The 21,883-nt window shown below is 59.0% G+C and carries 18 protein-coding genes and 2 pseudogenes; 4 read left to right on the top strand and 16 right to left on the bottom strand.

The window, feature by feature from the left end:
• Positions 1–56: 56 nt before the first annotated feature.
• The 5 genes and pseudogenes from AXF15_RS11080 to AXF15_RS13680 form a co-directional block, all read right to left on the bottom strand.
• The gene (locus tag AXF15_RS11080; RefSeq protein WP_066607412.1) at positions 57–1,346 is read right to left on the bottom strand and encodes a (Fe-S)-binding protein; all 1,290 of its coding nucleotides are present in this window, start codon (positions 1,344–1,346) and stop codon (positions 57–59) included.
• Positions 1,347–1,348: 2 nt separating this feature from the next.
• Complete coding sequence (locus AXF15_RS11085; RefSeq protein WP_066607415.1) at positions 1,349–2,737, bottom strand: FAD-binding oxidoreductase; 1,389 nt, start codon at positions 2,735–2,737, stop codon at positions 1,349–1,351.
• A 69-nt stretch (positions 2,738–2,806) separates the two neighbouring features.
• The gene (locus AXF15_RS11090) at positions 2,807–4,516 is read right to left on the bottom strand and encodes an L-lactate permease (RefSeq protein WP_066607418.1); all 1,710 of its coding nucleotides are present in this window, start codon (positions 4,514–4,516) and stop codon (positions 2,807–2,809) included.
• 79 nt (positions 4,517–4,595) lie between these two features.
• Positions 4,596–8,243: a pyruvate:ferredoxin (flavodoxin) oxidoreductase gene (gene nifJ / locus AXF15_RS11095; RefSeq protein ID WP_066607424.1), complete on the bottom strand. Its 3,648-nt coding sequence runs from the start codon at positions 8,241–8,243 to the stop codon at positions 4,596–4,598.
• Between the two features lie 647 nt (positions 8,244–8,890).
• Positions 8,891–9,453 (bottom strand): annotated as a pseudogene (locus tag AXF15_RS13680) (IS5 family transposase); the annotation flags it as partial.
• Between the two features lie 137 nt (positions 9,454–9,590).
• Here AXF15_RS13680 and htpX point away from each other — a divergent pair.
• On the top strand, positions 9,591–10,436 hold the full coding sequence (gene htpX, locus AXF15_RS11105; protein WP_066607428.1) for a zinc metalloprotease HtpX: 846 nt from the start codon (positions 9,591–9,593) through the stop codon (positions 10,434–10,436).
• Between the two features lie 334 nt (positions 10,437–10,770).
• The gene (gene aroE / locus AXF15_RS11110) at positions 10,771–11,583 is read left to right on the top strand and encodes a shikimate dehydrogenase (protein ID WP_066608954.1); all 813 of its coding nucleotides are present in this window, start codon (positions 10,771–10,773) and stop codon (positions 11,581–11,583) included.
• Between the two features lie 16 nt (positions 11,584–11,599).
• On the opposite strand, the gene tsaB is transcribed toward aroE, so the two are convergent.
• From tsaB to AXF15_RS11155, 9 genes and pseudogenes are all read right to left on the bottom strand, one after another.
• Entirely contained in the window at positions 11,600–12,343 is a 744-nt protein-coding gene (tsaB, locus tag AXF15_RS11115) for a tRNA (adenosine(37)-N6)-threonylcarbamoyltransferase complex dimerization subunit type 1 TsaB (RefSeq protein ID WP_066607429.1), read from the bottom strand.
• Positions 12,318–13,382 (bottom strand): RIP metalloprotease RseP, encoded by a 1,065-nt coding sequence (gene rseP / locus AXF15_RS11120; RefSeq protein ID WP_066607431.1) that lies wholly within the window; start codon positions 13,380–13,382, stop codon positions 12,318–12,320. The genes tsaB and rseP overlap by 26 nt, the downstream gene beginning before the upstream one ends.
• A 151-nt stretch (positions 13,383–13,533) precedes the next feature.
• Complete coding sequence (gene dxr / locus AXF15_RS11125; protein ID WP_066607433.1) at positions 13,534–14,760, bottom strand: 1-deoxy-D-xylulose-5-phosphate reductoisomerase; 1,227 nt, start codon at positions 14,758–14,760, stop codon at positions 13,534–13,536.
• Entirely contained in the window at positions 14,757–15,560 is an 804-nt protein-coding gene (locus tag AXF15_RS11130) for a phosphatidate cytidylyltransferase (protein WP_066607440.1), read from the bottom strand. Before AXF15_RS11130 ends, dxr begins: the two co-directional genes overlap by 4 nt.
• A complete protein-coding gene (gene uppS / locus AXF15_RS11135; protein WP_066607448.1) occupies positions 15,557–16,258 on the bottom strand; it encodes a polyprenyl diphosphate synthase in 702 nt (233 codons plus the stop codon). The genes AXF15_RS11130 and uppS overlap by 4 nt, the downstream gene beginning before the upstream one ends.
• A 6-nt stretch (positions 16,259–16,264) precedes the next feature.
• Positions 16,265–16,818: pseudogene (frr, locus tag AXF15_RS11140) on the bottom strand (ribosome recycling factor).
• A gap of 3 nt (positions 16,819–16,821) precedes the next feature.
• Positions 16,822–17,541, bottom strand: coding sequence for a UMP kinase (pyrH, locus tag AXF15_RS11145; RefSeq protein ID WP_066607451.1), 720 nt, complete (start codon positions 17,539–17,541; stop codon positions 16,822–16,824).
• 192 nt (positions 17,542–17,733) lie between these two features.
• Positions 17,734–18,102, bottom strand: a complete 369-nt coding sequence (locus AXF15_RS11150) for an Hsp20/alpha crystallin family protein (protein ID WP_066607453.1) — start codon at positions 18,100–18,102, stop codon at positions 17,734–17,736.
• Between the two features lie 13 nt (positions 18,103–18,115).
• Positions 18,116–18,529 carry an Hsp20/alpha crystallin family protein gene (locus AXF15_RS11155; protein ID WP_066607457.1) on the bottom strand — a complete coding sequence of 138 codons (414 nt, stop codon included), beginning with the start codon at positions 18,527–18,529 and terminating at the stop codon, positions 18,116–18,118.
• Positions 18,530–18,699: 170 nt separating this feature from the next.
• On the opposite strand from AXF15_RS11155, the gene rbr reads away from it, so the two are divergent.
• Both rbr and AXF15_RS11165 read left to right on the top strand, forming a co-directional pair.
• Positions 18,700–19,278 carry a rubrerythrin gene (gene rbr, locus AXF15_RS11160; protein ID WP_066607459.1) on the top strand — a complete coding sequence of 193 codons (579 nt, stop codon included), beginning with the start codon at positions 18,700–18,702 and terminating at the stop codon, positions 19,276–19,278.
• Positions 19,279–19,537: 259 nt separating this feature from the next.
• The gene (locus tag AXF15_RS11165) at positions 19,538–19,957 is read left to right on the top strand and encodes a hypothetical protein (RefSeq protein ID WP_066607462.1); all 420 of its coding nucleotides are present in this window, start codon (positions 19,538–19,540) and stop codon (positions 19,955–19,957) included.
• 239 nt (positions 19,958–20,196) lie between these two features.
• On the opposite strand, the gene AXF15_RS11170 is transcribed toward AXF15_RS11165, so the two are convergent.
• Both AXF15_RS11170 and AXF15_RS11175 read right to left on the bottom strand, forming a co-directional pair.
• On the bottom strand, positions 20,197–21,216 hold the full coding sequence (locus AXF15_RS11170) for a glucokinase (protein WP_066607464.1): 1,020 nt from the start codon (positions 21,214–21,216) through the stop codon (positions 20,197–20,199).
• Positions 21,217–21,347: 131 nt separating this feature from the next.
• The gene (locus AXF15_RS11175; RefSeq protein ID WP_066608957.1) at positions 21,348–21,824 is read right to left on the bottom strand and encodes a ferritin-like domain-containing protein; all 477 of its coding nucleotides are present in this window, start codon (positions 21,822–21,824) and stop codon (positions 21,348–21,350) included.
• Between the last annotated feature and the right edge of the window lie 59 nt (positions 21,825–21,883).

The raw sequence follows: 21,883 nt of genomic DNA on the forward strand, positions 1-21,883 counted from the left end.
TATATGGCGCGCTCCAGGAAACGCCCTGAAGCGCACCGCGAAACAAACCGCTGCCGTCACAATGTTTCGGCGTAAATCTCCATGACGTGCTTCACCGCCACCTTGTCCTGATGGCGGGACAGCATGTCCGAGAGTTGCAGCATGCAGGCCGGACAACTGGTAGCCACGACATCGGCCTTGGCGGCCACAATGCTGTCGCGCTTGCGGGTGCCGATGTCCTTGGACAGATCGTAATGCTGCAGGTTGAAACTGCCGCCGCAGCCGCAGCAGTAGTCCGCCTCGGCCATTTCCACGAACTCCACACCGGGGTTACTCCGCAGAAGCGCCCTCGGCTGTTCCGAAACTTTCATGGATTTTTTCAGATGACAGGGGTCGTGGTACGTCACCCTGAGGCCCGAGCCTTCGGCGGGCAGGGCCGCTTGCAGCACATCCACCATGAATTGGCTCACGTCCACGACTTTGGCGCTCAGAGCCGCGATGCGTTCCTGGACACCTTGGGACTTGTCTCCGGACATGAGAGGCCAGATTTCATGCATGGTGGCCGTACAGGTGGCACAGGGCGTCAGCAGATAGTCGAAGCTTTCCTTCTCGAAGAGCTCCAGATTGGCCATGACCAGCTTGTCGAAGGATTCCTTGTCGCCCGAAGCCAGAGCCGGGATGCCGCAGCAGGCCTGACCGGCGGGCATGTATACGCCGATCCCGTGATGATCCAGGGCCTTCAGCACGGCCTGACCCACCTGCGGGTAGATCTTGTCCACCACGCAGCCGGAAAAAAAGGCCACCCGGTACCCGCCCTTGCCCGGAGGAGTGGAACGGGACGGCTCCAGCTTGCGTAAGGGCGTCTTGGCCAAAGGCATGAAATGCCTGTCGCCCACTACGGGGGCGTTGATCCGCGCGCAGGACGAGCCGATAATCTCGCTGGCCGGCTTGGTGAACAGGCTCTGAAATCTGGAGGCCACGTCCAGCAGGGAGTTGAACAGAGCCGGCTTGGTCAGAAGACCTTTGAAAATGGCCTTCTTGATCGGGGAAAGGCCCATGTAGGAGCTCACGATGACCCGCGCCTTCAGGAAGATGTCCAGCACCTTCACTCCGCTGGGACAGTTGAACGCACAGGAACCGCACAGCAGACATCGGTTCAGCTTCTCCTGCACCCCGCCGGGATCCTTGATCATTTCGTGGGACAGATTTTCCAGCAGAGCGATCTTGCCCCGGGCCACATCCCCTTCGTTCATGGATTCGGCAAACACCGGACAGACGGCCTGACACATGCCGCAACGCATGCAGGCGACCATCTGGTCGTCCAGTTCGTGCAGCATCCCGGCCAGCTGATGTACATCCGTACTCATGGCTAGCCTCCGATGATCTTGCCGGGGTTGAGCAGGTAATTCGGGTCCACCGCCTTTTTCAGCCGTCGTGAATAAATGATGGAGGCTCTGGAAGTTTCCTTTTCCAGCCATTTGGACTTGGCGATGCCGATGCCGTGTTCACCGGACAGGGTGCCGCCCAGGCGCAGGGCCACGTCGAAAATCTCGTCCACGGCCTGCTCCACACGATGGAACTCCTCCTTGTCGCGCCGGTCGGTGAGAATGGTCGGATGCAGGTTGCCGTCGCCGGCATGGCCGAAGGTGCCGATCTGCAGACGATGTTTCTCGCCGATCTCGTTGATGGCCTTGATCATGGCCGGAATCTGGCTGCGCGGCACGGTGGCGTCCTCCAGCACGGTGGTCGGACGGGCTCGGGCCAGGGCGGGCAATGCGTTTCTGCGCGCTTCCCAGAGCTTGGTCTTTTCGGCGGCGTCCTTGGCCAGCTGCACCCGCGTGGCCCCCTGCTTCTTACATATTTCTACCACCTTGGCCGCATCGTCCTCCACCAGGGCCGTATGTCCGCCGTCCACTTCGATCAGCAGGATGGCAGCCGCGTCGCGGGGCAGGCCGGCTTTGGTGAAGTCATCCACGTACTTGATGGAGGCGTTGTCCAGAAACTCCAGCGTACAGGGCACGATCTTGTTGGAGATGATGGCCGCCACCGTCTCCGAAGCCTTGTTGATGTCGTCGAACTCGGCCAGCATGGCCTTGGAGGCCACTGGCGGCGGCACGAGCTTCAGGATGATCTCATCGAACACACCCAGAGTGCCTTCGGAGCCCACCATGAGCTGGGCGATATTGAGACCCGTGACGCACTTTACGGTCTTCCCGCCGGATTTGACGTACTCACCCTCGACGTTCCAGAAATTCACGCCCATGACATAGTCTTTGGTCACGCCATATTTGAGGCCGCGCAGCCCTCCGGCGTTCTCGGCCACGTTGCCGCCCATGGTGGAGACAGACTGGGAGCCCGGATCCGGCGGATAGAAGAGGCCGTGGCGGGCTACCTCGGCGGCGAATTTGGAAGTAACCACGCCGGGCTGGACCACGGCGTAAAGGTCTTCCTCGTTGATCTCCAGAATTTTGTTCATCCCGTTGGTCAGGATGACCACCCCGTGCTCCTTGGTGGGGATGGTCCCGCCGCTCAGATTGGTGCCCGCGCCCCGGACCGTCATGGGCAGCTTGTTTTCGTTGCACAGGGCCACGGTTTTTCCGAGCTGTTCACTGGAGGACGGCCGCAGAACCAGTTCCGGGACGACGGCATCCAGCACAGCGGCATCATACGAATAGGCATGCCGGTCAGCTTCGCTGTCCAGCACGTTTGCTTTGCCCAACAGATTCCTGAACTCGGTCAGCAGACTCGACGAAATCATGAAGCACTCCTTAAAATACGGTGCGGAATACAGTCCCGGAAGCCTTGCGGCCTCCGGGACGTCCAGGACTCAGAACAGATGGGGCAGGAACACGAAGCACATGAGGCTGGCGATGATGCCTACGACGACTCCGTAGAGAAGGAACGGCCAGAAGGTGCGCTTCAGAATCATGCCTTCGGCGCCCACAAGGCCGGTCACCGCGCAGGCCGCCACAATATTGTGGATGCATACCATGTTGCCCATGGCGCCGCCTGCCGCCTGGGCGGCCACGATGATTTGGCGCGGCATGTTCAGATGTTCGGCCACGCCCCACTGAAACTCGCCGAAGAGCATGTCGGAAACCGTGTTGGAGCCGGTGATGAATGCTCCGAGACCACCCACGAAGGAAGCCAGCAGAGGCCAGGCGTTTCCGGCCATGGCGGCCACGGCGGTGGCCATGGCGAGCGGCATGGAGGGATAGTTGTTGGGGTTCAGGACCGCATCGGCCACGCCGGAGCCGCGGAAGATGGAAACCAGAGCCACGGCGGCGAAGAGCGCGATGGTCGGGGCCTTCATCTTGGCGATGCTTTCGGTCCAGGCCGCGCTCACGGCCTTGCCGTTCATCTTGTGCAGCAGGATGGTCAGAAGTGAAATGAGAATGAACGGAGTTCCGGGCAGGTACAGATAATCAATGGAAGCCGAAACATTGGAAAAGCCCAGAATGTTGGTGAAGGGAATCTTCTGGGCCGTGAGCCACCCTTTGAGACCCAGTTGGGGGATACGGGTCAAGACCAGCACGCCGCCGATGAGAACGTACGGCAGCCAAGCCATGAACTGGCTCATGTGCGGCTTGAATTCCGTGGCCTCGGCCGTGGTGATGGAACCGGTCCACTCGGCGGGCCAGGTCTTCTGCGGGCCGAAATCCCAGATGTCCTTGGGCACGCAGAACCCCTTCTTGGCGCCGGCGACAATGATACCAAGGCCGATGAGGCCGCCGATCATGGCCGGGAACTCCGGTCCGAGAATCCAGGCGCACAGCAGATAAGGAATCAGGAACGCCACGGCGGAAAATACGCAGAACTTCCAGGCGGCAAAGCCTTCGCTCCAGGATTTGTTCTGGCCGTAGAAACGGGTCAGGAAGCCGAGCATGAAAATGGGCATGATAATGGCCATGGGGCCGTGCATGACCGTCGCCCACAGGCCGATAATCTTGGCGAAAGATTCGAAATTGGTGAAGTTGATCCCGGCCGCACCCGAGGCAACGGCAGTGTCGACGAGGGGTGTCAGGGATTTGAAGCCGACCAGCACGGGAGTGCCCACGGCCCCGAAGGTCACCGGGAAAGAGTTGAAAACCAGGCAGACCACCGCCGCGGCCAGAGGCGGAAAGCCGAGAGCCAGCAGAAGCGGCGCGGCCAGGGCGGCGGGAGTGCCGAAACCGGCGGCACCTTCGATGAAGGCGGCGAACATATAGCCAATGATGATGGCCTGGATACGGCGGTCGCGGCTGATGTTCTGCATGCCGTACTGGATGGTTTCCATACCGCCGGACTGCTTCAGAGTGTACAGAATGAGGATGGCCCCGAAAACGATGATCAGAACGCCGATGGCGACGACGATGCCCTGCAGGGACAGGGCAGCGATGTACGAGACGGGAAGCTTCCAGACGAAAAAAGCGCCCATGGCACAGACAAGCCAGGCCAGCGGCATGGCCTTGGTCGAAGGCCAGCGCATACCGACCATGAGAATGAGAGCCACCAGAATGGGCAGCAGAGCCACCAGAGCCAAGACAGGAATCGACATATATCCCTCCAGTTGAACGATGAATATACCACCGGTCCGGAAGGTTCCCCCCGTTCCGGACCAGTGGCTTGCCTCCTACCTATTTTCCGGCGCGGCCGTCATCGCAGGGAGCTCCGGAAGCCGTGGCTCCGGAATGCTCAGCCGTGGCCGTCAATGTGCAACCATCTCCGGCACCCCCCGCGGCCACCGGTTCGCCCGCATCGGGTTCAGGGGCCATCTCCCGGCTGGCATAGTACTGATACAGCTCGAAACGCTGCAGATAGTCTTTTTCAATCTGGGTACGCAGTTCCTTGGAAGCTTCCGGAGCGATCTTCTCCAGTTGGGCGTATCTGTTCTCGTTGGCCAGGAATTCCTGCATGCTGCCGTCCGGAGCCTTGGAATCGAGGGTGAAGGGATTCTTGCCCTCGCCCGCCAAGGCCGGATTGAAGCGGTACAGCGGCCAGTAGCCGGACTGCACGGCCAGTTTGGATTCCAGCTGCGTCTTGCCCATGCCCTTGCGGATGCCCTGGTTGATACACGGGGCGTAGGCAATGATGAGCGAGGGTCCGGGATAGCTTTCGGCCTCTCGGAACACCTTCAGCAACTGCTGCTTGTCGTAACCCATGGCCACCGTAGCCACATAGACGTAGCCGTAGCTCATGGCCATGCGGCCCAGGTCCTTCTTGCCCGTTCTTTTGCCCGCAGCCGCGAACTTGGCGATGGAGCCCAGCGGCGTGGCCTTGGAGGACTGGCCGCCGGTGTTGGAGTAAACCTCCGTGTCCATAACCAGCACATTGATGTCTTCTCCGGAGGCCAGCACGTGGTCCAGCCCGCCATAGCCGATATCGTAGGCCCAGCCGTCGCCACCGAAGATCCAGATGGATTTCTTGGTGAACAGGTCCTCCGAGGCGTAGATTTCATCCAGCAGGGCGTCGCGGTTCATGAAGGACAGAATGCCGACAATGGAATCCCCGTATTCTCTGGATTTCTCCGCATCATGGCGGTTCTCCAGCCAGCCTCTGAAGGCTTCGGCAAGATCTTCCGGCAGTTCATTCTGCAGGGCCTTGCCGACCAGATCGGCCAGTCTGGCCTGGCGCTGCTGGTAGGCCATCTGGATGCCATAGCCGAACTCCGCGGCGTCTTCGAACAGGGAATTGCCCCAGGCCGGGCCGTGTCCGTCGGCATTGACCGTGTACGGCGTGGTAGGCGCCGACGCGCCCCAGATAGAGGAGCAGCCCGTGGCGTTGGCGATGATCATGCGTTCTCCGAAGAGCTGGGTCAGCACCTTCACATAGGGTGTCTCTCCGCAACCGGCGCAGGCGCCGGAGAACTCCATGAGCGGCTTCTGAAGCTGGCTGCCTTTGACCGTGTCGCGGCGCATGAGTTTGTCTTTGAAGGGAATGGTCGCCGCAAAGTCGTAGTTGGGCACTTCACGGCCGGTCTGGGTGGCCAGGGGCTTCATGACCAGAGCCGTTTTCTTGGCCGGGCAGATGTCCGCGCAGTTGCCGCAGCCCAGACAATCCATGGTGTTGACCTGCATGCGGAACTTGAGCCCCTTGAGTTCCTTGCCCATGGCATCCAGAGTGTCGAAGGTCTCCGGCGCGCCTTCCATCTCCTCTGCCGTCGCCAGCACCGGAACAATGGCCGCATGCGGGCAGACGAAGGAGCACTGGTTGCACTGGATGCAGTTTTCCGGAATCCACTCGGGCACGTTGATGGCCACACCGCGCTTCTCATACTGGGATGTAGCCACCGGAAAGAGACCGTCCGGCTCGAAGGCGGAAACAGGCAGATTGTCGCCCTTCTGGGCCAGAATGGGCCGCATGACGTTCTTCACGAAATCCGGCACATCCTTTTCCCCGGAACATTCGCAGGCGGCGTCAGCCCAGGACGCGGGATACTTGACCTCGAACAGCTTCTCCATGGCCTGATCCACGGCCGCGATATTCATGTTGACGATCTTATCGCCCTTCTTGCCGTAGGCTTTCTTAATGGACTTCTTGAGCAATTCTACCGCTTCCTCGAAAGGCATGACATCGGCCAGCTTGAAGAAGGCGGTCTGCATAACCATGTTGATGCGGTTGCCGAGCCCCACGGCCTCGGCGATTTTCACGGCGTCGATGTTGTAGAACTTGAGCTTCTTGCGGGCGATGGTCCGGCGCATGGATGCGGGAAGTTCCTTCTCCATGTCTTCCGTGCTCCAGGCGGAGTTCAGCACAAAGGTGCCGCCATCCTTGATGCCCTCCAGTACATCGTAGGTATGCACGTAGCTGTCCTTGTGACAGGCGACGTAATTGGCCGAGTTGACCAAGTAGGTGGACTGGATGGGCGATTTGCCGAAACGCAGGTGGGAAACGGTGATGCCGCCGGATTTCTTTGAGTCGTAGGCGAAGTAGCCCTGAGCGTAGAGATCGGTGTTGTCGCCGATGATCTTGATGGCTTCCTTGTTCGCACCCACCGTGCCGTCGGAGCCCAATCCCCAGAACTTGCACTGAATGGTCCCCTCGGGCGTGGTGTCGGCGAACTCGGCCACATCCAGAGAGGTGTGGGTCACGTCATCGTCAATTCCCACATTGAAATGCGTCTTGGGAGCCGCCGCCATCATATTGTCGAAGACGGCCTTGGCCATGGCCGGGGTGAACTCCTTGGAGCCCAGACCGTAGCGGCCGGCTACGATTTCCGGCAGTTCGCCGCGCTCCATGTAGGCGGTACAGATATCCTTGTACAGCGGATCGCCCTTGGCGCCGGGCTCCTTGGTGCGGTCAAGCACGGTGATGACCGAAGCTGTGGCGGGCAGTACCTGCAGGAAGAACTCGGGCACGAAAGGACGGTACAGGCGCACTTTGACCAGACCGACCTTCTCGCCCTGAGCCAGAAGATGGCGTACTACTTCCTCAATGGTTTCACAGGCCGAACCCATGGCCACTATGACCCGTTCCGCCTGCGGATGACCGACATAATCAAAAGGCTTGTAGGAACGTCCGGTGATGGAAAACACTTTCTTCATCTGCTCGACCACGATGGAAGGCACCTGATCGTAATAGACGTTGGCCGCTTCCCGTCCCTGGTAGTAGATGTCGGGGTTCTGGGCCGTGCCCCGGATGGTCGGGTTGGCCGGGTTCATGGCCCGGCTGCGAAAATCTGCAATGGCGTCATAATTGACGATTTTCTTGATGTCCTCGTAGTCGATGACCTCAATTTTCTGCAGCTCGTGGGAAGTGCGGAAGCCATCGAAAAAATGCAGAAACGGAATGCTCGATTCGATGCTGGCCAGATGGGCGACTAAGGAGAGGTCCATACACTCCTGCACGGAACTGGAAGCCAGCATGGCAAAACCGGTCTGCCTGCATGCCATGACATCTTGGTGATCCCCGAAAATAGACAGGGCGTGAGCGGCAATGGCCCGAGCACTGACATGGAACACGCCGGGCAAAAGCTCGCCGGAAATTTTATACATGTTGGGGATCATCAACAGCAGGCCCTGAGAAGCTGTAAAGGTGGACGTCAGTGCACCACCAGCCAGAGAGCCGTGCACCGCCCCGGCGGCCCCGGCCTCGGACTGGAGCTGACGCACCAGCACCTGCTGATCAAAAATGTTCTTGCGCCCTTGGGCGGCCCATTCATCCGCAATCTCACCCATGGTGGAAGACGGAGTGATGGGGTAGATGGCAGCCGTATCGCTCAAAGCATAGGCGATATGTGTGACGGCGGTGTTGCCGTCCATGGTTTTCATATTTTTTGCGGCCATGTATGCTCTCCTCCAGAAAAGCGGGTTGATGTTTGACATCGGGCAAACTGAGTTTCTTGTGCCTCGCGACCACTAACAAATATCGAGCCAGTCCATGGAATGCGCCCAACAGCTTAAAATAATATAATCCAAGAGTGAAGATGCAAACCATATCCTTTCCCAGGCTGATCCTGTCCTAAAAAGCAGAAATTTCTCTCTTTTCTTCTCTTGGATAAGAGAAGAAAAAATTTTTTAAAAATCAAACAACCCTGCGTGTACACTGCGTTTCCACAGCCAATCTCTTCTCTTTCCGGTGACACACAAGGATATCCTTTTTTTCAGAATCCATCCCAATATTTCGAGCAGCATTTTTTGCTCAGAAAACAATATAAATACCAAATGATTACAGTAAGAGTCTCAAAAATTTTTAGAAATTTGTCTGTTTTTTAATACTTCCATAGAATCACTTTTTCTATCATATTTTGGTTGACTAAACAACCATTGCCCTCCACACTTTCCTCGTGCGGTTCAAGACAGGAACACACATTTACTCCACTTGAAGATCAGGATTCTATCATCACTCTTCATGAGCTATCCCCCCAGCCCATACAGTGAAAGGATGGAGTCCTGCTTCAAGAACAGCCACAGGTAATCCTTAGATAGTGCCGTCAAATTATTTCTGCCCACAATGAGATACACCTGATTTGCACGGCGGCAAGGAAGGAGAGGCTTCGTTTTGCATAACGCGTGGCGATGCCACGCCATCTCTTGAGGTGAAGAAAGGCGTTCCCGACCAGGTGGCGTACACGGTACAGTTCTCTGTCATAATCGCGCTGTTCCCTGCGATTTTTTCTGGGCGGGATGACGGGCTGGCAGCCGGACTCAACAACCTTGTCTGTAAGTTCATTGCTGTCATATCCGCGATCAGCCAAAAGCATCTCCGCGCTCAAGCCGTCAATCAATGCGCACGCTTCCTTGCAATCAGCTCTGGTACCTTCTGTAACAGCAACTCTGAGCGGCATACCATGCGCATCCACGGCCAGATGTATTTTGGTGTTGAGCCCCCTTTTGCGCAGCTCATCGCCTGGTTGCCGCCAACCGCTCCGGCAGCATGGGGATGCACTTTGCAATGTCTCGCATCAATCATCAGCCACTCATAGTCAGGCTCAATCAGGAGCACTTCAAGGAGTTTTTCCCAAACACCCCGGTCACGCCAACGGCAAAATCGGCGAATGAGGTGCCTCAAAAATCAAATCGTGCTTGACAGCCCGCGCCGGGACACTAGATGTACGCGGGCCGTCTGCCTTCCGGGACTGCCGCAGCTCCCGGCGGACCGGCCGGACCATCACCGACCTTATGGAGGCGTTCATGAATCAGATGCTGAAGACCACTTTCCTGCTGACCGCCCTGACCCTGATCCTGGTGGCCATGGGCGGGGCCATCGGCGGAAAATCCGGCATGCTTGTCGCGTTTCTCGTGGCCGGAGGCATGAATTTCTTCGCCTACTGGAACTCGGACAAGATCGTGCTGCGCATGTACAACGCCCGGCAGGTGACCCGCGAGGAAAGCCCCGATTTTTACGGCCTTATAGAAAACTTGGCGCACAAGGCGGGCATGCCCATGCCCAAGGTGTATGTCATTCCTTCCGACAGCCCCAACGCCTTCGCCACGGGCCGCAATCCGGAAAACGCCGCCGTGGCGGCCACCCAGGGTATCATGCGCATTCTGTCCAGGGACGAACTGGAAGGAGTCATGGCCCATGAACTGGCCCACGTCCGCAACCGGGACACCCTCATCTCGACGGTGGCGGCCACCATTGCCGGAGCCATTTCCATGCTGGCCAACATGCTGCAATGGGGAGCCATCTTCGGCATGGGCCGCAGCGACGAAGAAGGCGGCGGCAGCGTTCTGGGCAGCCTGGCCCTGGCCATCATCGCGCCCATCGCTGCCATGGTAGTGCAGATGGCCGTGTCCCGCTCCAGAGAATTCCTGGCCGACGAGACCGGGGCGGCCATCTGCGGCAAGCCCCGCGCTTTGGCCGGAGCCCTGCAGAAACTGCAAATGGCCGCGGGCCGGATACCCATGCAGGAGGCCACCCCGGCCACCTCGCACATGTTCATCGTCAATCCGCTCACGGGCAGCCGGATAGCGTCTCTCTTTTCCACGCACCCGTCCACGGAAGAGCGCATCGCCCGCCTCATGGCCATGGGCTGAGGTCTTTTTCCGGGCACCACAAAGCTCGCGTAAATCCCCCTCCCCTGAAGCCCCGGATGTTTTGGCCTGACCAGAGCGTCCGGGGCTTCTTTTACTTTTCACATGAAGGATCAAACCGGAGGCGTGGCGAGTCCCGGCGGTCAAGTCCATACCCCGCCACTTCCCATCATGGATGGAGCGATTCCACTTGGATAGCCCGGATGAATTCCGGGTTGTTTTTTGATGACACAGAAGAGAAGAACACGGCAGAGCCCTTCACCCGGGGATGAGTCCGCAGACGACCAAACAGGCACACAGGGCTCTCTCCCGCAATTCTCAAACCAGCGAGTTCCCCATGCTGCTTCTCGGTATTGTCGGTCATCCTCTTGCGCATACCCTGAGCCCGGTCCTGCACAACTGGGCCGCCGGAGAAACCGGCGTCCGGGCGTCCTATCATGCCTGGGACACGCCGCCGGACAGGCTGCCTGCATTCATGACGGCCCTGCGCACCCTGCCCGTTCACGGCCTGAGCGTGACCATCCCGCACAAGGAGGCGGTCATGAACCTGGTGGACAGCCTGACGGACAACGCCCGGGAAGCCGGAGCCGTAAACACGCTGTTCTGGGAAAAGGACACGCTCTGGGGGGAAAATACGGATATCGCCGGGTTCATGGCTCCGCTGGCGGAGCTCGACATCCGGCCGGGGCGGGCGCTGGTGCTCGGCGCCGGCGGAGCGGCCAGGGCCGTGGTGTGCGGCCTGCGCCGGGAGGGCTGGGATGTGGTCTTGTCCGCACGCACGGAAGAGCGGGCAAGACGTCTGGCGGAGCCTTTCCATGCCCGGACCGTATCCTGGGAGCAGCGCCATGATGTGGCTGCGGACCTTCTGATCAACACTACTCCTTTGGGCATGTCCGGCCCGTTTCAGTCTCTTTCGCCGTGGAAAGGGTCTCTCCGGGGAGTCTCGCTGGTGTACGATCTGGTCTATAACCCTAGGCAGACTCCCCTGCTGGCCCAGGCCCTCCGGGAAGGCGCAAAGGCTCTGTGCGGCCTGCCCATGTTCGTTCATCAGGGGCTGGCCCAGTTCAGATGCTGGACCGGTCGGTCATTCGATCCCGACCGGGCGCTGGAGCTTCTCGAACAGACTCTGGCCTCACGGTGCGGGGCATGACTCCCGCTGTGAAAAGCTATTCAAAATCGAAGATATGCCTGCGCGCTTCGGCCGGGTCGATGCCTCTGGCGGCGGCGATGGCCTCCAGATTGTCTTCGGCGTCGGACTTGCGCAGGTAGAGGGGCGCGGGCGGTTCTTCGGAGAACCGTGCAGTGCGGGCGGCGGCAAGGAGCACGGCGGGGGCCGGCGTGTCGAATTCCGGCGGCAGAACGCGCGCTCCGGGAATATCGAGCAGTAAGGAATTCTTCCGCAGCCCGTTTCCGGCCAGATATACGGTCTCTCCTCTTGCGGCCAATATCTCCCGAGTCCGGTCCGCCGAAAAAACGCCGATGCCTGTCAGGGCATGTGTTCCGGAAAAGCCCTGTACATAGACCTGTCCCTTGCGGGCATACAGAACCACCCACAGTTCCCCGGAAATCATGGCGGCCGTCTGGAGGGCCAGCAGGCCCGGATACTCCAGCCCGGCCATGGGCAGGGAAAAAGGCCGGGCCAGTCCGTACATGGTGGCATGGGCGATGCGCAGGCCGGTGAAGGAGCCCGGTCCGCGCACACAGGCAATGCCGGACAGCCCTTCCACGCCTATGCCCAGCACATCCAGACCGCGCTCGATGGCCGTGGGCAGATGCATGATGGACTGGCCGGGGCAGCGGATCTCCTCGGCGAAGAGCACTCCTTCCCCGCCGCCGAAGACAATCTGGGCGCACTCCCCGGCGCAGTTCAGCATCAGAACTGGATCAGCGGAAATGGCGCAGGATGTCATTGATGGTCGCCACAATCATCAGCATGACCAGAAACAGCATGCCTGCCTTGAGGGCTGCCTGCTGGACCTTCTGGTTCAGTGGTCTGCCGGTTACGGTTTCCAGGAAAAAAAACAGAATATGCCCGCCGTCCAGCACCGGAATGGGCAGCAGATTCAGAATGCCCAGATTGATGCTGATCAGCGCCGTCAGGGCCAGCAGGCTGACCAAGCCGTTCTGGGCCTCCTTGTGGATCAGTTCCGTGATCAGAATCACGCCGCCCATATCCGTCCAGGGAATGACCCGTTCGATCAGCTTGACCAGTCCCGTGAGCATGAGCCCGCTGACTTCCCGCATCTGCTTCGCCCCCTGAACGGCCGCCGCGAGAAAACCCAGCTCGCGGGAAACGAACTCACCCTTGGGCGCGATGCCCAGCATCGGCGTGACCTTGGTTTCCCCGAACAGGTTGCGCTTTTCCTGAAGCCTGGGGGTGGCGCTTACGGACAGGACTTCCCGGCCGCGCTGTACGTCAAGGCGCATGGGCTGCCCCCGGTTGGCTTCGATACGCTGAACCAGATCTTCCCAGACGGCGATATCCTGTCCGTCAATGGCAAGCACATGGTCGCCCGTGGCGAGTCCGGCTTCCTGCGCGGCGCTTGCATTGTTGACCTGGCCGATGACCGGCAGCAGGTCGTGTACGCCCTGACTCCAGGCCAGTCCCCAGAAGATGACCCAGGCCAGCAGAAAATTGAATACCGGCCCGGCCAGCACCACCAGCATGCGCTGCCAGGGCGGCCGCAGGGAAAAGGATTCCTTGCTGCTGAAGCCCTCGGGCAATTCCGCATCCGGAGACTCTCCCACCAGCTGCACATAGCCGCCCAGGGGAAAAGCGCAGACGCGGTAGTCAGTCTTGCTCCTGGTGAAACCGAAAAGACGTTTCCCGAATCCCAGGGAAAAGACGCTGACGCCCATGCCCAGCCCCCGGGCCACCAGAAAATGCCCCAGTTCGTGAAAAAAAATCAGTCCTCCAAGGACCACTATTACCGCGATGACACTACTCATGTTGATCCTGTATCGAAAACGCCGATCGAAACCGAAACGGCGCCATGCCGGTTTGCCGGTCCCCGCCGGGACCAAGTATTTCCGAACCTTGAAAACGTGTCTCCAATCCTGTTTTTCCGGGTGTTTTCACAGACTTTGGGAGGGAAGATTTCTAGAGATGTTGCCGCGCCTGAGCCCGGCTTTCTCCGATGGCTGCATCGGCCGTGCGCCGGGCCTCCCGGTCCAGAGCCAGAATGCTTTCCGGATCGTGGAATTCGCCGCGCGGAGCGGTCGCGAGCATATCCTCGATGAGCAGGGCGATACCGGGAAAGGAAATGCGCCGGTCCAGAAAAGCCTGCACGGCGACTTCATTGGCCGCGTTTAGAACCACGCAGTGCGCCGTACCCTCCCGCAGGGCCGTGCGGGCCAGATCCAGACAGGGAAAACGTCCGGCGTCCGGAGCCTCGAAAGTCAGGGTGCCGATGCGGGCCAAGTTCAGCGGTTCCAGGCCGGTTTGCAGCCGTTCGGGATAGCCCAGGCAGTAGCCGATGGGAATTTCCATGTCCGGAATGCCCAGGTGGGCCAGTTGCGAACCATCCTCGTACTCGGCCAGCGAATGCACAATGGACTGGGGATGGACCACCACATCCACCTCCTGGGGGGCCATGCCGTACAGATGCACGGCCTCGATGATCTCCAGGCCCTTGTTCATCATGGTGGCCGAATCGATGGAAATCTTGGCCCCCATGGACCAGTTGGGATGTGCCAGAGCCTGCTCCGGCGTGACGCACTCCAGAGCTTTGGCGCTTTTGGTCCTGAACGGACCGCCCGAAGCGGTCAGAATCAACCGCCGCACCTGCCGCCCATCATGCCCCATGACGGCCTGAAACAGGGCGTTGTGTTCCGAGTCCACGGGCAGGATCACGCAGCCGCTCTCCCCGGCAATCCGCCGGAACAGCTCTCCGGCCAGCACCAGGGCTTCCTTGTTGGCCAGACACAGCACCTTCCCCGCCCGGGCCGCGGCAAGCGCGGGCATAAGCCCGGCCGCACCCACCTGGGCGGCCAGCACCAAGTCAACTTCGGGCAGCGCTGCCAGTGTCATGTATCCATCCTGGCCCGTATGAATGTGTGGAGCGTACCCCACGGGCAGCATCCGGCGCAGTTCATCCGCTCCGGCTGCATCCAGCACCCCGAGATGGGCGGGACGGAAGCGGGCAGCCTGCTCGGCCAGCAGCTTCACGTTGCGGGCTCCGGCCAGGGAATGGACGCGCAGTTTCTCCGGGTTTTTGGCCGCGATTCTGAGAGCGCTCATGCCGATGGAGCCGGTGCTCCCCAAAATGGACAGAACGCGCTGGCCGGAGTGCAGGTGCGCCGAAGCCAAGCCGGAGATGTATTTCATAGGGTGGCCGGAAAAAAGGGATGGACGGCGGCCAGAGCGCAATAAAGCGGCAGGGCGAAAAGCAGGCTGTCGATGCGGTCCAGCATGCCGCCGTGACCGGGCAGTATGCGCCCGGAATCCTTGACGTCGCGCGAGCGCTTCAGGGCCGATTCGAAAAAATCCCCGGTCTGGGCCGCGATATTCATGGCCGCGCCAAGAAACGCAAAATGCGCCCACGGCGAGGCGCCAGCGGCCAATCCGAATCCCACGGCCACGATCACGCTGGACAGCAGGCCGCCCAGACTGCCGCTCCAGGTCTTCTTGGGGCTGATGGACGGCCAGATCTTCGGGCCGCCGAAATGGCTTCCCGCATAATAAGCGCCTGTGTCCGCGGCGAAGGTGACCAGAAGCACCAGCATGATTTCCATAAAGGACATGTTGCGCAAAAGGCGCAGCAGGAAAGGCAGATAAAGAAGGCCGAAAAGAAATATCTGGCTGTCCTGAAATGCTGAAGGGGATCGCCCCCTGTCATGGGCCAGCAGAAAGGCCAGAGCCGCACCCAGCATGGTCAGACAGACCAGAACCGTTCCCGGCCAAGCCAGAGGGGCCCAGACGATGCCCGCGGCCATGGCCACGCCGTAAATTTTCCAGCCCGCCCTGCTCCGGCCGGGCCAGAACATGGCATAAAATTCCAGAAGCCCCAGCACGGCCACAATGGTTACACCTGTGCTCAGGGCCGGATCGCCGTAAAAAAGCGCGATGCCCAGAAAAGGCAGCAGCACAAGGGCGGTCAGAATCCGCTGGAAGTGTGAATGGCTCATGCGGGCTTCTCTCCGACGGAGCCGAAACGCCGCTGGCGGCGGGAAAAGGCGTCCAGTGCGGCACGGAGCTGATCGGCATGGAAGTCCGGCCAGGCCACATCGGTGAAGTACAGTTCGCTATAGGCGCTCTGGTACAGAAGATAGTTGCTGAGCCGCTGCTCTCCGCTGGTTCTGATGATCAGATCCGGGTCGGGCATTCCGCCGGTATAGAGTTCCCGCGCGAAGACATCCTCGGTCAGCTCTTCCGGCTTGACTCCCCGGCGCAGCAAAGCCTGGCACGCGCGCAGAATTTCATGACGGCCGGAATAGTTGAGGGCCAGATTCAGAGCCATGTCCGTGCATGCGGCGGTCTTGTCCATTGCGTGGAGCAGCACCTGCAGGGTCGCCAGAGGCAATTCGTCCAGCTCGCCCAGAACACGCAGACGGATGCCCTGCTGGTGAAGACTCGGCAGTTCCCGGGTCAGAAAGTCCTTGAGCAGAGTGAACAGGAAATTGATCTCCTGCTTGGGACGGGACCAGTTTTCCTTGGAAAAGGTATACAGAGTCAGGCAGGGAATGCCCAGAGCGCGACATTCCTGCACGATTTCCCGCGCCGTTTCCGTCCCGGCCCTGTGGCCCTCGCTGCGCTCCAGACCTCTGGAACGGGCCCAGCGGCCGTTTCCGTCCATGATGATGGCAAGATGCTTGAGAGGCGGCATGGGTGTCTATATCTCCATGATTTCCTTCTCTTTCTCCGCCAGGACGGCATCGGCTTTCCTGATGAAGTCGTCCGTGATTTTCTGCACCTCGTCCTGAGCCTTGTGCGATTCATCCTCGCTTATTTCCTTGGTGGACAGGAGCTTCTTGAAGGCTTCGTTCACGTCGCGGCGCACGTTGCGGATGGCGACCTTGGTGTCTTCGGTGTACTTTTTGGCCATCTTGACCAGATCCTTCCGCCGGTCCTCGGTCAGGGGGGGATATTGATGCGGATGGCCCGGCCGTCATTGATGGGTGTAAGCCCCAGATCGGACTTCATGATGGCCTTCTCGATGCCGGTGAACGCGCCACGGTCCCAGGGTGAAATGGAAATGGTCCGGCTGTCGGGGATGGACACGGAAGCCACCTGGTTGAGAGGCGTGGGTGTACCGTAATAATCCACCCTGATGCTGTCCACCAGGGCGGTGGAGGCGCGTCCCGTACGCAATTTGGAGAATTCCTTCTCCAGGCTGTCGATGCTTTTCTGCATCCGGTTCTTGCAGTCTTCCATATGGCTGTCCATGAGTCAGTCTCCTTTGACGATGGTTCCGATGTCTTCGCCCATGACCACCCGCTTGATGTTTCCGGGCACAAAGAGATTGAACACGCCGATAGGCATCTTGTTGTCCATGCACAGGGAAATGGCCGCCGAGTCCATGACGCCCAGCCGCTGCTGCAGGACTTCCAGATAGGTCAGTCTGGTGTACATGACCGCATCGGGGTGTTTTTCCGGGTCCTTGTCGTAGACCCCGTTCACCCGGGTGGCCTTCAGGATGGCGTCGCACTTGAGTTCCATCGCCCGCAGCACGGCGGCTGTGTCCGTGGTGAAGTAGGGAATGCCCGTCCCCGCAGCGCAGATGACCACCCGCCCCTTTTCCAGATGGCGGATGGCCCGGCGGCGGATGTACGGTTCGGCCACTTCCTTCATGTCGATGGCGGTCATGACCCGGGTGGAAATATTCTGCTTCTCCAGAGCATCCTGCACGGCCAGAGCATTCATGACCGTGGCCAGCATGCCCATGTAATCGGCCGAGGCCCGGTCCATGCCCTTGGAAGATACGGACACGCCCCGGAAAATGTTGCCGCCGCCGATGACCAGACTGAGCTGAACGCCGAGAGAGGCCGCCTCCGCCAGTTCCCGGCAGATGGACTGGATGGTCTTGGGTTCGATACCGAAGCCCTGCTCGCCGGCCAGAGCCTCTCCGGAAAGTTTGAGCATGACTCTGCGGTAGCGGAGTTCGTCCATAATATGCCGCCTTGGGTAAACGGTGGAGAAAATGAAGCGACGCGCCGGGGAAGGGCTATATCCATTTCACCTTCCGGGCGCAACAAAGGCGGCTGTCCGCCGTTGTACCCCCGCAAAGAAAACGGCCCGGAAAAACCGGGCCGTTACTGATGGATGGCGGAGCCATCCGTCATCGGACGACGGGGAGGCGCTCTATTCCGCCTGAATCTCGATCCGCCGGGGTTTGAAGCGGGCCGCCTTGGGCAGGAAGAGCTCCAGCAGACCCTTCTTCAGATTGGCCCGGATGCCCTCCCGATCCACGCCGTCGGAAATGGCGAAAGTGCGGACATACTCGCCGTCCCCGAATTCCACATGCAGAGCTCTGGCGTTTTCCTCGCGCGGAGAAAGGGACTTTCCCCGGATTTCCAGTTCGTTCTCCCGCAGATCGATGGACAAATCATCCTTGCTCACTCCGGGCATATCCACAAAAATATGAAAGCCATCCTCGCGCTCCAGAATATCCGTATTGGGCCGGAAACGGGGGAGAGCCGGAGTCGCTTTCCTTTCCAGTTCATTTGTCATGGCATCTCCTCCTTTACTGGGCATCAATAACAATGTTCACCGGGTGGACTTCCTTTGCCTTGGGAAGGATTATCCGAAGTATTCCATCCTTCATGGATGCCTTTACCGCATCTGTCTGTACGGGAATATTCAAATTCAAAATACGTTGAAAATTTCCCGTGGGACGTTCCTGTCTGTAGTAGTTTCCGACTTCACTCTTTCTCGTCCCCTTGATGGTCAGGCTTTTCTCGTTGAGCGTCAGCTCGATATCTTCCGTATCCATTCCGGGGATTTCTGATGTGACCAGAATATTTTCCTTGTCTTCACTGATGTTGACCGGTGGATAGGCCATACGCCGCTGACTCAGTGAACTTGGCCGCCACAACTCCTCAAAAAAATTGTCCAGGCTTTTGGGCAGATCATAATACGTGCTAAAATCGATAACCATAGGTTTCACCTCCAGTCTGTTGTGCTCCATAGATAAACACAGCCGGTACAGCGTCAAGGGTGGAAACGTCCGCCAAAGGCAAAGACAGGACAAAAATGCCCGTGCTGGTTTGACGCTCCCGGTAGTTTCAGTTATCAGTCACCTATTTCAACAATTCCAAGGAGGAAATCATGTCCAAATCCCTGAAAGGCACCCGCACGGAAAAAAATATTCTGACCGCCTTCACCGGCGAGTCCCAGGCCCGCAACCGCTACACGTTTTTCGCCAAACAGGCCCGCAAGGACGGCTATGTTCAGATGGCCGACATTTTCGAGGAAACGGCCGAACAGGAAATGGTTCACGCCAAGACCCTGTTCAAATTGCTGGAGGGCGGCGAGGTGGAGATCACCGCGTCTTTCCCGGCCGGACGCATCGGCACGACATTGGAAAACCTGCGCGAAGCCGCTCACGGCGAACATCATGAATGGGAGTGCATGTACCCGAAATTCGCCCGGATCGCCAAGGAAGAAGGTTTCCCGGAGATAGCGTCGATCATGCTGGCCATTGCCGTGGCCGAGAAGCAGCATGAAAAACGCTACTTGGCCCTGGCCAAAAACATCGAAGAAAATCGCGTGTTCAAGAAGGAAAAAAAGATCACCTGGCGATGTCGTAACTGCGGCTACGTTCATCAGGGCGAAAAAGCTGCGGAAAAATGCCCAGCCTGCGCCCATCCCCAGGCATATTTCGAGGAAGTGGCCGAAAACTGGTGATTGCGGTTCCGTCTCCAAAGCCGCCGGGTACCGTCCTTGTAGCAGTACCCGGCGCACTCAGCCCCGCACAAGCACGCGCCACAATACTTCCCGGCTCGCCAACCGCCCCTCCCGATATCGTTATCCATAAACAAGATTTTTATTTTATTCAAAAAAACAGTAGCCAATGAATACAGACTGGGGTATAAAGAAATCAAATTCAGATCAGTGTGTCTTGTAATCTGTATACGCGGCATGAAGCCGCATGGAGGGATAGGACATGAAAAAAAGATTTCTCGCACTGATGGCCGGGCTGGCGATGTTGCTGTGCGCCGCCCCTGTTTTTGCTGATGAGGCATGGGTAACAGTTCCTTACGCCCAAAATGGAAATGGCTGGTGGTCGGGCCTCGCTCTTGTCAACCAGAGCGGTGAGGACCTTGATGTCACCATATATCGGACCGATATTGGCTCCGGTCCCTGGAAGATCGTTTATCAGGGAGTCGTGCCCGCTCGTGGCATGGACACAAAATTACTGCCAGAATTTTTTAAACTGCTCCCATATCCGACTGAAAATGGTGGCCGGGTCAGCCTGAACATCAATGCAGTGGGGCCGAAGGCTAAACAACATTTCAGGGTTGTTTTGTTCACCGGAGGTCCGGATGGAGGATTCGGGTTTGAGAGCTACGATCATGACGATTAAAATTACGGCCACCTGATTTTATAGATTGATTCACGCGGCGGCCTTCGGGCCGCCTTCTGTTTCCGGCAGGCTCCAGACCGGCAAAAAAGCCTGAACCGCAATTGTGGTCGTTTGGGCTTGACCGACCACCAGTCTCCCTTTTGATATTTCCGCTTGTCCGGTGAGTTGTCCGGCTTTTCCCCAGAGCTATCATCAGGAAGCAGTTGCCGGGAGTTCTGCTGCAATAAAATAAGCAGGCTTCATACGGACCTGGCCTCCTTCATATTTCCCGGATATGAACAACCCGGAGAAGACCAGCCCGAAATCCGGCCTTCGTCCAGCAGCATGGCTCCATATGCGGCGGCGCCCAGCAGGCCGGTATCCGGGTGAGTTATCAGACGTACGGGGATGGACGCCAGCAGATCGCCATAGGCCGGGCAGTCCGTAAACTCTTCCAGAAACTCCCGGCTGGTCACGAAATGCGGATTTTTGGCGGCCACTCCTCCGCAGATGTCCAACCCGCCCCGCGCCAGAACATGCAGCACATAGCTCCTGCAGGCCCGGCCATACAGGCGGGCGAACCAGGCCGCCGTTTCCGTGCCTGGCCCGGCCTCGGCGGCGGCTTCGGCCGGTTCGAGGCCTCTGCCCGTCAAAAATTCATGTACCAGAGAGAGCCCCCGCCCCGAGAGCACCGTATCGCCAAACGCATGGGAATGACCCGTTTTTCGGGCAATAAACCGGGACAATTCAAACTCGTGCGGCGTTACAAAGGCCAGGGGTGCGTGCCCGCCCTCCGAGGGAAGCGCCCGCAGCCTTCCCTTTTCTTCGATCAGGGCGCACTGCCCGAAGCCCGTGCCCGCACCCATCACGGCCACGGCACCGCCTGCCTGCCGCCCGTACTGTACCAAAAGCGCCGAGCTTCCGATGATGGATGTCCGGCAGCCAAAGGCCTGAGCCACGAAATCGTTCATCAGAACAGTTCTCTCCACCGGCAGACCAAGCCCCGGAGCCCGCAAATCCACACTCCAGGTGGCATTGGTCAACTGACAGAACACACTGTCCCGCACGACGCCCGCCACGGCCAGAGCCACAACATCGGCCTCCATCGGAGACAGGGCAAAACCCGACGCGGCGAGGGCGGCCAGCAGTTCGGGAAATGAGCGGACCGTGCCGCTGGCTATCCGGCGGCTCTCCACCAGACGCGGCTCATGGCCGCCGGTCTCGAAACATCCGAAACGGCTGGTCGTGCCGCCCAAATCCGCCGCCAATATACGGGCCATGAATTCACCCTCTCAAGACTTGTCCATCTGAGCATCACATTACCGGCATGCCTCCCGCAAGGCCAGACTGCCGGAACAAAAAAGCTCCCGGACCTGCATCCGGGAGCTTCGTCAGTTGTCGCGCGCCACATCTATTTTTTCAGCATGCCAGCCAGAAGACGCAGGTGTTTGCGCTCTTCTTCGGCGCAATCCCTGACATAGCGCTTCTCTCCTTCGGGTACGAATTCGAGCATTTCCAGAAAAAACAAAATGGTATCCTTCTCGAAGCCCATGGCCGTTTCAATGGCTTCTTTGGGCGTACCCATGAATTTTCTGAGATTATCCACATCGCCCAGACGGAACAGGGTGTGCGAATCCAGAAGAAATGCGAGGTAATCCACGTATTCGCCCTCTTCAGCCCAGGCCGGAAGCTCGACCTCGCCCACGCGCTCGTACAACCTGCGGAAAATCTCGCGGTGCTTGGTTTCCTCCCGCGCCAGAAAGGAGAACATCTTTTTCAATTCGGGGTCCGTGGTGGTTTCCACCAGACGATTATAGAAAACTTCGCCTCTGGTCTCGATTTCCTGCGCAGCCAGAAGTATGTCCGTGGCCTTGAATATTCCTGCCATATGGCCTCCGTAAGAGCCGCCCGCCGTATCATCATATACCGGCGGGCCCGTTTTCATGT

It is taken from the genome of Desulfomicrobium orale DSM 12838 (genome assembly GCF_001553625.1).
Classification (GTDB): domain Bacteria; phylum Desulfobacterota; class Desulfovibrionia; order Desulfovibrionales; family Desulfomicrobiaceae; genus Desulfomicrobium; species Desulfomicrobium orale.

Coding starts and splice junctions, on each gene's coding strand:
- AXF15_RS11080 (WP_066607412.1), bottom strand. CDS start 1,346: ATGAGTACGGATGTACATCAGCTGGCCGGGATGCTGCACGAACTGGAC.
- AXF15_RS11085 (WP_066607415.1), bottom strand. CDS start 2,737: ATGATTTCGTCGAGTCTGCTGACCGAGTTCAGGAATCTGTTGGGCAAA.
- AXF15_RS11090 (WP_066607418.1), bottom strand. CDS start 4,516: ATGTCGATTCCTGTCTTGGCTCTGGTGGCTCTGCTGCCCATTCTGGTG.
- nifJ (WP_066607424.1), bottom strand. CDS start 8,243: ATGGCCGCAAAAAATATGAAAACCATGGACGGCAACACCGCCGTCACA.
- htpX (WP_066607428.1), top strand. CDS start 9,591: ATGAATCAGATGCTGAAGACCACTTTCCTGCTGACCGCCCTGACCCTG.
- aroE (WP_066608954.1), top strand. CDS start 10,771: ATGCTGCTTCTCGGTATTGTCGGTCATCCTCTTGCGCATACCCTGAGC.
- tsaB (WP_066607429.1), bottom strand. CDS start 12,343: ATGACATCCTGCGCCATTTCCGCTGATCCAGTTCTGATGCTGAACTGC.
- rseP (WP_066607431.1), bottom strand. CDS start 13,382: ATGAGTAGTGTCATCGCGGTAATAGTGGTCCTTGGAGGACTGATTTTT.
- dxr (WP_066607433.1), bottom strand. CDS start 14,760: ATGAAATACATCTCCGGCTTGGCTTCGGCGCACCTGCACTCCGGCCAG.
- AXF15_RS11130 (WP_066607440.1), bottom strand. CDS start 15,560: ATGAGCCATTCACACTTCCAGCGGATTCTGACCGCCCTTGTGCTGCTG.
- uppS (WP_066607448.1), bottom strand. CDS start 16,258: ATGCCGCCTCTCAAGCATCTTGCCATCATCATGGACGGAAACGGCCGC.
- pyrH (WP_066607451.1), bottom strand. CDS start 17,541: ATGGACGAACTCCGCTACCGCAGAGTCATGCTCAAACTTTCCGGAGAG.
- AXF15_RS11150 (WP_066607453.1), bottom strand. CDS start 18,102: ATGACAAATGAACTGGAAAGGAAAGCGACTCCGGCTCTCCCCCGTTTC.
- AXF15_RS11155 (WP_066607457.1), bottom strand. CDS start 18,529: ATGGTTATCGATTTTAGCACGTATTATGATCTGCCCAAAAGCCTGGAC.
- rbr (WP_066607459.1), top strand. CDS start 18,700: ATGTCCAAATCCCTGAAAGGCACCCGCACGGAAAAAAATATTCTGACC.
- AXF15_RS11165 (WP_066607462.1), top strand. CDS start 19,538: ATGAAAAAAAGATTTCTCGCACTGATGGCCGGGCTGGCGATGTTGCTG.
- AXF15_RS11170 (WP_066607464.1), bottom strand. CDS start 21,216: ATGGCCCGTATATTGGCGGCGGATTTGGGCGGCACGACCAGCCGTTTC.
- AXF15_RS11175 (WP_066608957.1), bottom strand. CDS start 21,824: ATGGCAGGAATATTCAAGGCCACGGACATACTTCTGGCTGCGCAGGAA.